General features: G+C 47.2%; 14 protein-coding genes. 5 read left to right on the top strand and 9 right to left on the bottom strand.

Annotated features, from left to right (window positions below; translation table 11 throughout):
• Nucleotide 1: 1 nt before the first annotated feature.
• From V6D44_RS15545 to V6D44_RS15565, 5 genes are read left to right on the top strand one after another with little or no spacing between them, the layout of a single operon-like run.
• Nucleotides 2-1,225 carry a hypothetical protein gene (locus tag V6D44_RS15545; protein ID WP_202328278.1) on the top strand — a complete coding sequence of 408 codons (1,224 nt, stop codon included), beginning with the start codon at nt 2-4 and terminating at the stop codon, nt 1,223-1,225.
• 11 nt (nt 1,226-1,236) lie between these two features.
• Entirely contained in the window at nt 1,237-2,010 is a 774-nt protein-coding gene (locus V6D44_RS15550) for a hypothetical protein (RefSeq protein WP_087992579.1), read from the top strand.
• Nucleotides 2,011-2,039: 29 nt separating this feature from the next.
• Entirely contained in the window at nt 2,040-2,597 is a 558-nt protein-coding gene (locus V6D44_RS15555) for a YfjD family protein (RefSeq protein WP_333516699.1), read from the top strand.
• A gap of 10 nt (nt 2,598-2,607) precedes the next feature.
• Nucleotides 2,608-3,150 (top strand): YfjD family protein, encoded by a 543-nt coding sequence (locus V6D44_RS15560; RefSeq protein ID WP_301272155.1) that lies wholly within the window; start codon nt 2,608-2,610, stop codon nt 3,148-3,150.
• A gap of 49 nt (nt 3,151-3,199) precedes the next feature.
• Nucleotides 3,200-3,529: a YnfA family protein gene (locus tag V6D44_RS15565; protein WP_087992577.1), complete on the top strand. Its 330-nt coding sequence runs from the start codon at nt 3,200-3,202 to the stop codon at nt 3,527-3,529.
• Between the two features lie 35 nt (nt 3,530-3,564).
• Here V6D44_RS15565 and V6D44_RS15570 read toward each other — a convergent pair whose 3' ends face one another.
• The 9 genes from V6D44_RS15570 to V6D44_RS15610 all read right to left on the bottom strand — a co-directional run bounded on the left by V6D44_RS15570 (nt 3,565) and on the right by V6D44_RS15610 (nt 12,449).
• Nucleotides 3,565-3,744 carry a small acid-soluble spore protein H gene (locus tag V6D44_RS15570; RefSeq protein WP_087992576.1) on the bottom strand — a complete coding sequence of 60 codons (180 nt, stop codon included), beginning with the start codon at nt 3,742-3,744 and terminating at the stop codon, nt 3,565-3,567.
• Nucleotides 3,745-3,796: 52 nt separating this feature from the next.
• On the bottom strand, nt 3,797-5,614 hold the full coding sequence (locus V6D44_RS15575) for a sigma-54-dependent Fis family transcriptional regulator (RefSeq protein ID WP_333516700.1): 1,818 nt from the start codon (nt 5,612-5,614) through the stop codon (nt 3,797-3,799).
• 116 nt (nt 5,615-5,730) lie between these two features.
• Nucleotides 5,731-7,107 (bottom strand): acetoin dehydrogenase complex dihydrolipoyl dehydrogenase, encoded by a 1,377-nt coding sequence (gene acoL / locus V6D44_RS15580; protein ID WP_333516701.1) that lies wholly within the window; start codon nt 7,105-7,107, stop codon nt 5,731-5,733.
• A gap of 20 nt (nt 7,108-7,127) precedes the next feature.
• A complete protein-coding gene (locus tag V6D44_RS15585; RefSeq protein WP_333516702.1) occupies nt 7,128-8,324 on the bottom strand; it encodes a dihydrolipoamide acetyltransferase family protein in 1,197 nt (398 codons plus the stop codon).
• A 14-nt stretch (nt 8,325-8,338) separates the two neighbouring features.
• The gene (acoB, locus tag V6D44_RS15590) at nt 8,339-9,367 is read right to left on the bottom strand and encodes an acetoin:2,6-dichlorophenolindophenol oxidoreductase subunit beta (protein ID WP_087992572.1); all 1,029 of its coding nucleotides are present in this window, start codon (nt 9,365-9,367) and stop codon (nt 8,339-8,341) included.
• A gap of 1 nt (nt 9,368) precedes the next feature.
• Entirely contained in the window at nt 9,369-10,370 is a 1,002-nt protein-coding gene (gene acoA, locus V6D44_RS15595) for an acetoin:2,6-dichlorophenolindophenol oxidoreductase subunit alpha (RefSeq protein WP_087992571.1), read from the bottom strand.
• Between the two features lie 228 nt (nt 10,371-10,598).
• Complete coding sequence (locus V6D44_RS15600; RefSeq protein ID WP_333516703.1) at nt 10,599-11,288, bottom strand: YfjL-like protein; 690 nt, start codon at nt 11,286-11,288, stop codon at nt 10,599-10,601.
• Between the two features lie 28 nt (nt 11,289-11,316).
• Nucleotides 11,317-11,769, bottom strand: coding sequence for a DUF6884 domain-containing protein (locus V6D44_RS15605; protein ID WP_087992569.1), 453 nt, complete (start codon nt 11,767-11,769; stop codon nt 11,317-11,319).
• 122 nt (nt 11,770-11,891) lie between these two features.
• Nucleotides 11,892-12,449, bottom strand: coding sequence for a GNAT family N-acetyltransferase (locus V6D44_RS15610; protein WP_253269151.1), 558 nt, complete (start codon nt 12,447-12,449; stop codon nt 11,892-11,894).
• Nucleotides 12,450-12,557 lie beyond the last annotated feature (108 nt).

The raw sequence follows: 12,557 nt of genomic DNA on the forward strand, positions 1-12,557 counted from the left end.
TGTGTCAGGAAACATTGCAGTTGATCCGGATAAGCTCGAACAGCTGGCAAATGATGTTGTCACTGAATTAACCGATATGGAAAACAAATATAAGGACCTGCATGTGGAGCTGGGGCAGATGATTTTGCAATGCGATCCCCGCTACAGCAGCTGTTTTTCCGGAGTCGGCGATGCGTGGAGTTCAGGAAAAGCGCTTGTCACCAAGCTGAGTGACAATGACATTTTCATCAGGAAAACGGGCGATAAATTTGTTGAACAGGATGATATGTTACGAAAGCTTTATCATGCTTATGACAAATATGGGACAATGACAAGCTTAACCGCTCTTATGCTGACGCAGGGAAAATACTACGGGCTCGGGCTTACGAAATTCGAAAAACAGCCAAGCGGATTACATACCGCCCGTCATTCCAAGCTTCTCTTGGATATTTCCGGAGCCGTCGACAGGTCACGTTATCAAAAAGCCGCCAGAGTGCTTTTGAATCCTAAATATTTGTTTAAAAAGACAAACCGGCCATTTTCAGATTTGGTACATAAAAAGTTTACAAAGTACTTCCCTCAGGATACGGTGGATTTTTCAAACAGTGTCAGAAGCTACACAAGAGGATTTCTTAATGAAGCCGGCGTACGCTCGACTTTGAAGGATGTCGGAAAAACAGGCTTGAAGTTCGCCAAAGGAAATGCCATTACCGCCACACTGATCACCGGAGCGACTGAAACGTTCGGAGCAGGCTTGAAAATTGCTGAAAATTACGCGAAATACCAAGACAAACCGGACGTTCTCAAGCGTGAAAACGCCAAGGCTGTCGGGAATGCTGTGAATAACACCGTATTTATTGCCGGTGGAGCGACAGCAGGCGCTGTCATCGGCGGTGCGCTCGGAAGCTTTGCAGGACCTGTGGGTACTGTTCTTCTTGGGGCAGCCGGTGCATATGTTGGCGGAGTCGTCGGAGAACAAATCGCCAAATATACAGCCGGTTTCGCAGAAAAAGCAGCCTTAACGCTGAAGGAACCCATTCATGCTGTCGTTGATAAAGCCAAAAAAGGGCTGGAATCGGCCGGTAAAGTCGTCAAATCCGTGAATGACGGCATAGATGCTGCGAATGAAACGATACATAAAGGGATAGACAGCGCGAAAAAAGGCATGGAAAAAGCAAAGAAAACAGCGGATTCGCTTATACATGGCGCAACCCATTTCCTTAAAGGGAAATTTTCATTTGGATAGGAGAATAATCAATGAAGCAGTTTACAATCAGCATAGAAGAGCTTTTATTTTGTTTTTACAGTGAAGGTTTTTTTGAACAAGGCATGGCCTTGAAGCAAGCCTATTTTCCGGAGATAGAAGATGAACAGCTGGGCGCTTTATTTGAAGCTGCATGCCGTTCACTCTTAGCTAAGGATGCGGCGGAATATCGGAATCATCAATATCGGCTGAAGGACGAGTATTGTCCGTTTATCCATGTATTAAACGACGCTGACTATACAGTGAAGCTTTCTAAATTTGACGGACAAGGCGCCGAACTGAATGTTTCCTGCCATGTATCAAAGTTCGGTACCTACTCTCACGAACTCCTTTTTGACGAACAAGTGCATCGCATCACAAAAATGGAATCAAGTGAAGGACTAATTGATAAGACTGATGAGTTTTTACGTATAATAGATACAGAGGATAAAAGAGACTCGATTGTGTCATTGACATCAAATGAATTTGAAAAACTCTTGGAGGGCGCTTCGGACAACCCTTCATACCTAAAAGAATTCCTTGAAAAACATGACCACCAAGAGGACGTTACCCGATTTGTAAATGATCTGGCTTTACGAAAAGGGAAAATGGATACACTGATGCGCCTGGCGTATGACAAAGATAACGCTCCTGAAGTAGCTGACATGGCATTTGTTCTGCCCGGAACCCGTCATACTTGGCTTGTTACAGGCATCACCCAGAATGAATTTTCTGTCCTCCCTGCTCATAAGGATGTTGTAAATCAAATCATTTCAAAAAGTGAATAAGAATCTGAATGGACAAAAGGAGAAAAGCATTGAAAAACCAAGAAATTGTTGAAGTCAAAAGCAGAATGTTCCTAAGAATATGGGCTTTTGTCGGATCTGCCGGTATGGGATTAGCATGTTTGTGGCTCTTTTATATGGGTATTACCTTTCAAACGAAATATTACCTTTTAGCCATTCCTGCCGGCTTTCTGTTCACCTTGTTTTGTTTATATTTATTTATCATCTTCTTTCCGGCGTTCACCCCGCGGGGAAATACCATCTTCCTCATCAAAACAGGAAAAGATGGAGAGTTGTTCACTGACAAAGTGTCTGTGAAATTTATCGATATAAAGAAAATTGAGATGAGCCGGCATAAATCTAGCCTAAAAGGGCTTTTTCAGGAAGATGTAATGATTCGGACTGTTGACCGGAAAACTATTCGCATTCCCACTTGGAACATTGTTCCGAACCCTCTGTTTTTTGAAGCGGTTGAACGCTATATCCTCCCCCATCTGAATGAAGAGGCGAAAAGCAACTGGATCAGCCAGTTTACGGAGATTCAGAGAAACGCGTATTTGAAGGAATTTGAGGATCATCCGAAGCTTTAGGAGCAGTACATTGATTGAAGTAAAAAGCATGATGTTTCTAAGAGCTTGGCTGTTCCTCGCCACAGGGGGCGCCTTTATTGCGGGAGTGTGGCTGGTGTCTGAAGCACTCACATTTGAATCTAAGTATGCCCTGCTTTATTTGGGCGGAGGATTAATGGCGATTGTTTATGGATTAATCACATTTTTTATGGCTTTTCCGGCGTTCACAAGCCGGGGAAATATTATTTTCAGCGTAAAGACAGGTCCTGATGGCGAGATTTTCTCGCGAAATCGCAGTGCGCGTTTTTCAGAAATCAAACAGATTTATATGGGACGGCATCATAACAGTTTGAAAGGGATCTTTTTTGAGGATATCATCATCGAGAAAACAGATGGCAAGGCCGTTCGCATCCCTACCTGGAACATTATCGCGAACCCTCTGTTTTTTGAAGCGGTTGAACGCTATATCCTCCCCCATCTGAATGAAGAGGCGAAAAGCAACTGGATCAGCCAGTTTACGGAGATTCAGAGAAACGCTTATTTGAAGGAATTTGAGGATCATCCGAAGCTTTAACAGCACTCCTCCTTTATAATGAAAGAGAAAAGCAAGTTGAGGAGTGCGCGTGATGCTGATGACCATTCTTTTATTTCTCGCGGCGGGGCTTGCCGAAATTGGCGGCGGGTATTTGGTTTGGCTGTGGCTGAGAGAGGCAAAGCCAGTCGGCTACGGGATCGCCGGAGCGCTGATCCTGATTGTCTACGGCATTCTTCCAACGTTTCAGTCCTTCCCTTCCTTCGGCCGTGTATACGCCGCTTATGGCGGAGTATTCATCGTGCTTGCGGTCCTGTGGGGGTGGCTTGTCGACCGGAAAACACCTGATCTGTATGACTGGGTCGGCGCATTGATTTGTCTCCTCGGCGTCTGTGTCATTTTATTTGCGCCGCGCGGATAACAAAATGGCCTGCTTATGAAGCGGGCCATTTTTGTTTAATCCTCTTTTAAGTTGGTCAGCTGCACTTCATGCTCCTCTTGCGGTTCATCAAGCGGATAAATTCTCGCTGTTCCGTCTTCTTCATTCACGTGCTGAATGTAAATAGGAACTCCGTTATATGTTACTTTCTTCATGTCGGGAGATTCTACAATTTCTTTCGCCCTTTGAATATTCATTCAAACACCCTCCTTCATACATAACGTTTCCATTTCTTGAAAGAAGTATGCTTTATGATTCAGCGGCCAAGTTGAATTTTTTCAGCCGTTTGTAGAAAGTGCTTCGGGGGATTCCGCTGATTTTGGCGGCTTGAGAGACGTTACCTTTTGCGGATTCAAGCGCTTTGATCATCATATCTTTTTGGATTTGCTCACGAAGGGTCAGCGCGCCGGCCGCATCCGGCTTTTTTTCTGCCGGGCTGATCGGCAGTCCAGCGGCTTCCAGTAAAGCGGTGAGCGGCTGATCTCTCAGCCGGCCGTCCGGAAATCTGATGGAAAGACGTTCAAACACATTAAACAGCTCGCGAATATTCCCCGGCCACCTCCATTGTTTCAGCACATCCAACAAAGCAAGGGGAAGGTCGCCAGGCCAATGATTTTTCTGTTTGTAGTACTGAAAGAGGTCCGGAATATCTTCGGGGCGGTCGCGTAAAGGAGGAAGCTCGATTGGATAGACATGAAGGCGGTAAAACAAGTCCTCTCTGATTTTCCCGCTTTCAGCAAGCTCGCGTAAATCACAATGTGTGGCGGCAATGACTCTGATATCAACCGGAATTTCTTTCGCCCCGCCGACCGGCGTAATCTTGCGTTCCTGAAGCACCCTTAAAAGCGCAACCTGCATCGAATGGGAGATTTCTCCGATCTCATCTAAAAATAAGGTCCCATGATTCGCTTTTTGAAAGGCGCCTTTGTACCCGTTTCGTTTCGCTCCCGTAAAAGCGCCCTCCGCATAGCCGAATAGCTCGCTTTCAATCAAGTCAGACGGGATCGCTCCGCAATTGACAGCAACAAACGGGCCGTGCCGACGCTCGCAGTTCTCATGAAGCGCGCGGGCCGCGACTTCCTTCCCCGTACCCGTTTCGCCCGACAGACAGACCGTTGCATCCGTCGCAGCCGCTCGTTCAAGGTTCTTCAGCATTCCTTGCGATCGGCCGCTTTGCCCGATAACTCCATTGAAACGAAATGCCGGCTTTTTCTTTTGTTCCGAGAGATAAAAACACGTGCCGCCATCTCCCATGGTGACTGCTTTTTCGATTGAAAAGCCCCGTTCTTTCAATTCATACAGGTGCCGGCCCTGCCAATCCGGTATTAGGGTTCGAATCGGTATGCTCGCGCTGATAATGTGCTGTTTGGTATTGCAGAGGACCATTGGCACACGGGATGCAGCCCTATCTCCAAAACGGCTGATCAGCTCCAGCTCTTTCTCGCGGCTTTTAGCTGCCAGTTCCCGTTCCGCGGCATAGGCGATCGCAGTGGCTATACCAAGCATGTGGGGATGCGCGCCGGCCGCCGGACACGATATGTCAATCACACCCGCAAGGCTGCCATCCTCATGGTGAATCGGAGCGGCTGAACAGTTCCAGTGATGGGAAGCGATGGAGTAATGTTCTGATCCTTGTATCGCAACCGGCTCAATCATGTGGAGCGCCGTGCCAATCGCATTTGTTCCGACAGCCGTTTCCGTCCAGCATGCGCCCTTGACGAAGTTGATGCGTTTGGCTTCATAGAGCGCGCGGGGATGGCCGTCGAGTGCCTGAACAACACCCTCTGAATCAATTAACAGCGCCATCATTTCCATTTCTTTTATGGCAGGCAGCAGTTTTTCGAGGTAATGCTGTGCGGTCTTCAGGAAAAATGAATGCTTTTTTGACTGTTGATCCAGCTCCGTTTGCTGTAAAACCTTTGGGCCTTTTTCTAAATATGGATTGACCTCAGCTTTTTTGCAGCGATGCCATGACTCGGCGATCCGTTTTCTTAACCGGGCTTCATCAAGTACACCGTCTTTCACAAAACGTTTCCAGGTTTGCAAATCGTTTGGGATCGAATTCATTTCCTTGATCGCTCCTCCCTTACACGCCGTTTTCATCTATTGTAGGGGAAAAATAAAGCGCTTTCAACAATAAAAAAGCAGGCACCTTGTATTCCCCGCGCCTGCTTTTTCCCGTGTTATGCATGCACTGCAAGCCCAATTGTGCTTAACAGCGCCTCGTGTAATGTTTCCGACAGTGTCGGATGGGCGGCGATAAAATGCTCCGCCATATCAGCGGTCATCTCACCATTCATGATCGCAGCCGCCTGGCCGATGAGCTCGGTGACATCAGGACCAATCATCGAGACACCGACGATTTCCCCGAATTCAGGTTCCGCCACGATCTTGACCTTTCCTTCCGCTTGCTGTTTAATGAGCGCTTTGCCGTTTGCGGAAAAAGGAAACTCACCAATCTTCACATCCCCGTATTCGCTTCTTGCCTGTTGTTCTGTCATTCCGATACACGCGATTTCCGGTGATGTGTAAATGCAGCGGGGCACATGTTTCTCATTGATTTGGACATCCCTGCCGGAAGCATGAGAAGCAGCGATGATGCCCTCATGGAAAGCCGCATGCGCCAGCTGAATGCCTCCAATTGCGTCTCCGCACGCATAAATATGAGGCACGTTCGTCTGCATGTGCCCGTTCACCGGAATGCCTTTTGGAGAAAAATCTACCCCGGCCTGCTCCAGCTGCAATCCGTCAAGACGGGGTTTTCTACCGATCGCCACCAGCATATAATCGGCCTTCGATTTAAACTCCCGCTGCCCGCTTTTCCATATTGCCGTTTTGGCCGCTTGATCCACCCGCTCTAATCTGGATGAAGTATGCACTTCAACACCGTCTTTTTCGAGCTTCTCCTGAAAGAGACGGGCAATATCTTCATCCTCAGCCGGGATCAGCTGGCCAGCTGTTTCAATGATGGTCACCTTCGATCCCAGTCTGGCAAACAGCCCGGCATACTCGCAGCCGATAACACCGCCGCCGACAATGACAAGTGAAGACGGAATCTCAGAAAGAGAAAGCGCGTCCTTGCTGTCGATGATCCATTCGCCGTCAAACGGGGCAAATGGCAGCGCAATTGGTTCTGATCCCGATGCAATCAATACTTGGTCCGCCTCTCTGATTTCTTTTCCGTTCTCTCCTTCGATTAAGAGCTTTCTGTCAGAAAGAAAGGAGGCCGTCCCCTTCACAACCTGTATTTGATTTTTCTTCATCAAGTATTGAACGCCTTGGACAAGCTGACTGACAACCTGTTGTTTTCGGTTCTGCATTTTGCTCCAATCAACCGATATTGCACCGGGCGGAAGTTCGATTCCAAAGTGGCCGGCATGCTTGATTTTATCAAGAACGTTTGCGTTTTCTAATAAAGACTTTGTCGGGATGCAGCCTTCATTCAGGCAGGTTCCCCCAAGCGGGCCTTTGTCAATCAGCAGCACGGTTCTGCCCTGCTGTGCCGCGGAGACTGCAGCCGCATAGCCTGCAGGTCCGCCGCCGATAATGGCTAGTGTCATGTCGTTTTCACCTGCTTTTCCTATAAAATTAATGCTGCCGGTTCTTCCAGATATCTTTTAATCGCCTTCAGAAATGCAGCGGCAGGGGCGCCGTCACAGGCTCTGTGATCAAATGTCAGGCTAAGCGGCAGGATCTTGCTTCTCACAATCTCTTCCCCTTGATACACGGGCGTGTCATAGCTTGCTCCGATGCCGAGAATGCCTGTTTCCGGCGGATTTAATATCGGTGTGAAATGCTCGATTCCGAAAGCGCCAAGGTTTGTAATGGAGAAGGTTGAGCCTTGCAGTTCTTCGCTTCCCGCACGTCCCTCGCGCGCTTTTTTGGCATGTTCTGAGATGGATTGGGCCAGTTCAACCAGCGATTGCTTTTCAGCGTGGCGAATCACAGGCACAACTAATCCATTTTCCAAGGCCACAGCCATTCCGAGGTGCACATAAGGATGGGTGATGATGCGCTCATTTTGATAAAAACTGTTCAGCATAGGATGAGCTTGCAGGGCGAGAACGGCGGCTCTCGACACAAAATGAGTCATCGTCAGCTTTGTGCCGTACCTCTCTTCCGCTGTTGGAGAAAGCTGTTTTTGAAGGGCTGCCAGCTTGGTGATATCAGCCTTCATCGTAATCGTCAGCTGCGCGCTGTTTGCCAGGCTTTCCTGCATTCGGGCCGCGATGACTTTTCTCATCCCTGTCACCGGCGTTTCTTGCGCCTTCTGCTCAGAAACCGGCTCTGGCCGATCTTTTTTCTGTTCAGCAAGCGCCTTTGTCACATCGTCTTTTACGATTCGCCCGCCTGGCCCTGTGCCTTTCAGCTGTTTCAGGTCTAATCCCGCTTTTTCCGCTATTTTTCTGGCGACTGGAGATATTTTGATTCGTTCTTTTTTCGCGGCTACGGGTTTGTTTTCTTGTTTTTCGGGCTGGACGGCTAGCGGTTCGCTATCTTCTGCAACAGGTGCTTTCGCCTCTTCCGGCACCGATTCATTGGCGTCCCCGATGTAGCAGATCGCTGTGCCGGGCGGAACCTCTTCACCCTCTTTTACTTTGATATCGATCAGCGTTCCTTTTTCAGGCGCCTCAACATCCATTTCAATTTTCTCCGATTGAATGCTGGCAATGCTTTCTCCTTTTTCAACCGGATCGCCTACTTTTTTATTCCATATCGATACTTCCCCTTGTTTCATGGCCATTCCCAATTTTGGCATCACTACTTTTACCGCCATTTGTGTCCCCCCCATTAATTCATTGCCGGCTCGCCAAGCAATTCTAGCGTGACGCTGACAATTTGATCTGCTGTCGGCAAATATTGATCTTCAAGCACTGGTGAAAACGGCACCGGTGTATGCGGCGCTGTAATTCGTTTAATCGGCGCATCAAGCAAGTCAAAGCCCTTGTCGGCGACAATCGCAGCAATATCCGTTGCAATGCTGCAGCGCGGATTGGCTTCGTCAATGATGATCAGCCGGTTTGTTTTTTCCAACGATGTGAAAATCGCTTCCTCATCCAGAGGAGACAGACTGCGGGGATCAAGCACCTCGGCTTCGATGCCTTTCTCTGAAAGCTGTGCAGCCGCACTAAGCGCGGTATTGACCTGCTTGCCGACCGCAAACAGCGTGATATCTCCGCCTTCGCGTTTGATGTCCGCCTTTCCGAGCGGGATTGTATAATAATCTTCCGGCACCTCGCCCTTCATGTTGTAGGACGTTTTGTCTTCAAAAAAGAACACCGGATCATTGTCTTCGATTGCTGCAAGCAGCAGTCCTTTAGCGTCATACGGATTGGACGGAACAACCGTCTTCAGTCCCGGAATGCTGGTGAAAAGGCCATACAGCGCCTGTGAATGCTGGGCAGCGGCCCGGAACCCCGCTCCATATGTGGTGCGGACGGTAATCGGCACTTGCGCTTTTCCGCCGAACATATAGCGGAATTTCGCGCCTTGGTTGATCACCTGGTCAAAGCACGTGCCGATAAAATCGTTAAACATCAGCTCGGCAATCGGTCTCAGCCCTGTTGATGCCGCAGCCATGGCCGCACCCATGTAGCCCGCCTCAGAAATCGGTGTATCCAGCACTCTTGTGCGCCCGAATTCCTGTACGAGCCCCTTTGTGACCCCTAATACACCGCCCCAAGCTTCATCATCCTGCAAATGATCGACCGCCGCTCCCCCGGCGACATCCTCGCCGATCAAAAGCACATTTTCGTCTCTTCTCATCGCAAGCTTCATTGCTTCATTGATCGCGTCTGACATGCTTATGACTCTCGCCATCTCACATTCCCCCTTTTTCATATGACACGTAGACGTCTGTCAGCAGTTCTGATTCTTTTGGATAAGGACTGTCTTCACTGAACGAGACGGCTTTTTCAATTGATTCATTGACACGCTCTTCAATGTCTGACAGTTTATTGGCATCAGTTTCTTTTAAAAGGTAGTTTTTAAAGCCTTGAATGGCATCCTTTTCTTCAAGATGCTCAGCTCTTTCATTCTTCGTTTTATACGTTTGGGCATCCCCTTCGAAATGGCCGTAATTTCTGTAGGTCATACATTCAATCAAAGACGGGCCTCCGCCGTTTCTTGCTCTTTCTATCGCTTCCTCGGCTGCCTGGTAAACTGCTAAAATATCTTTTCCGTCCACCGTGACCCCAGGCATATTATAGGCAGCCGCCCGATCAGCGATTGAATCGCAGGCCGACGCGTATTCAAATGGGGTGGCTTCGCCGTAGCCGTTGTTTTCATTGATAAACACGACAGGAAGGTTCCATACTGCCGCTAAGTTCAGCCCTTCATGGAAGGTGCCTTGGTTGTTTGCTCCGTCTCCGAAAAAGCAAACGCTTACATTTTTAGTCTGTTTATATTTAGCGGTGAGCGCTGATCCGCATGCGAGCGTAAATCCGCCCCCGACGATTCCATTTGCCCCTAACATGCCTTTATCGAGATCCGCAATGTGCATAGAACCGCCCTTGCCTTTGCACAGTCCGGTCGCTTTCCCGAAAATTTCCGCCATCATGCCGTCCAGATCACAGCCTTTGGCGATACAATGTCCATGTCCCCTGTGGGTGCTTGTAATGCTGTCGCCATTATCTAAATGAGCGCACACGCCTACCGCTACCGCTTCTTCACCAGCATACAAATGGACGAAGCCGGGAAGCACTCCCTGTGCGAACAGTTCATGCACTTTGTCTTCAAAGCCCCTGATTTCCAGCATCTTTTGGTACATCCACAACGCTTTCTCCTCAGTTAATGACAAGCCTTCACGTTTTAACAATTCCATTTTGTGCGCCTCCTTCTATTTAGGGTTCACATTTATCAATGCAAGAAGTGTGCCAGTCTTTGATGCCCGTAAAATCAGTCTTTTCATTTTTACACTAGAGACAGTTTGAGACAGGTGTCTCATTTTGTCTCGATCTGATCCATTTGTCTCGTTTTATGGCATGCAAAAAAGACCGGGCATCACCCAGTCTTTGACAATGATCGACGTATTTATTTCCTCGGAAATCTTTTAACTCCCTAATTCCTCTGCATCGTTTGGCTGAATGGCTGTTTTCGGAAGAAAATCAATTGAATATTTGACATATCCGAAACCGCCGTCCCCGTCCTTCTGCATACAGTCTACCGTGCCGTTTGAGTATGTATATCCCTTTTCATTAAGTGTTTTTCTTACTGTTTCCGCCATCTTTGCGGCTTCTGTTTTTGATAACCCGCTCGCGTCTAACTGAATCGCCATGTTCATAGGCGCTTTTTCAGCCAGCTGTTTGTTCCATTTTGTATCTAATGTGAACTGGCCGTTTTCAATGATCAAAGCAGCGTCAGCTTTTATGATTTGCGGCACCTCTTTTTTCAGATCTGCTTTGATTTCCTTCGATGCTTCTTCATTTAAGTGTTTTGCTACTGATTCGGTATACGCTTCTTCAATTCCATCGCACGTGACTTTCGGATGGAGAAATCCCTTCGTGCACATTGGATAGCGATGAGATTGGATGTTTGCTTGGAACACATATTCAGTGGTTTTAGCGCTATATACCCCATTCGTGATGTTGATTTCTTTTTTAGGATAGGTCTGTTTCACATATGATGTGAGCTTTTGCTCTGCGGCATTTTTCGAAAAAGGATCACCGAATAAAACATGATAGATATACAAGCCACATCCAAATACAGCAATGGCAAGGAAGCCGAACACAATTCTTTTCATTTTCACACTCTTTTCCGAAAATATATTTTTACAGTTCATGCTTTTCTTCAACCGCTCTGTTCAGTGCCTGAAGCATGTAGCCAATGCCTTTGTACGGTGTTAGCGGCCAGCTGATGTGCTGGTGTTCACTGATGACGGCGTTAAGGACACTGCGATATTTTTTCCCGCCGAGCATGACGACCTCTTCTTTTTCGAAAAAGTCCTTTTCGCGAAATTGGCGGCTCAGCTCCTCCGCTGTCATGATCTCCGGATGACCGGTTCCAAAAGCCACATCGTAATTTTCGGGTACGATATCATCTGGGCGAAGGAATCCGTGCTTTGCAGACAAAGTGACCCACTCGTCAAAAAACGCTTTTGCATACCGCTCGCACGCCTGATGAAACGGGCTGAGATAAGCGTCTTCCGCCCTTGTTGGACCCGCGTCAGGCCGGACGTCCCATATTTTTTTCTTGCCGCAGGGGATGATGCATAGTCGTTTCATTTTTCTCTTCCCCCTATTTCTGTTTCATATAATAGTTGAAATAACAAGTGTCCCCTGTTTCATTTTTCATATCCCGGGCAGTTAGTTCCTCACATTATTGTGAAAGAGGCATTAGTTAAAATTCATTTTCCCAAACCAGATGTAAAATCTTCTTTGATCATTGAATACATATATAAATCTTCAAATTTACCACAAGCAAATTCATAGTGTCTCAGCAAGCCCTCTCTGCTAAAACCTTGTTTTTCCACTAGTTTTATCGATGAAATATTAGAAGGTTCAATAAGAGCTTCAATTCTTTCCAACTGCAAGTGGTTATATCCATATTTGACAACAGCCTCTAGTGCTTCACTGACGATTCCTTTTCGCCAGTAATCTTTGCTTAATTCATACCCAACTTCAGCTCGATAATGTTTTGCAAGTCTATTAAGAAATCCACAGCTTCCTATGACGATGCCAGAATCTTTAAGTGTAATGCCCCATCTGATACCTGTACCTTTTTCATATATGGATTTATACCACCTAATCTCTTCCCAAACATCACTAGTTGTTTCAAAGGGTTCTAACCCCATCGGCTTAACAACATCTTGATCTGAAAGATATGTTAGCATATCTTTAGCATCTTCAACGTTTACTTCTCTTAACAATAATCTTTTTGTTTCAATTATAGGAAATTCTTTCACCATAAACTCCCCCTTCTTTGTATCCGCACCATCTCCTGTTATTACCATGTATTTTATCTGATCCTTTTAGATAAAAAAAGATAGCAAGGACAATTATCCCTGCTATCT

The organism is Bacillus sp. 0209A (assembly GCF_036765095.1).
GTDB lineage: Bacteria > Bacillota > Bacilli > Bacillales > Bacillaceae > Bacillus > Bacillus subtilis_G.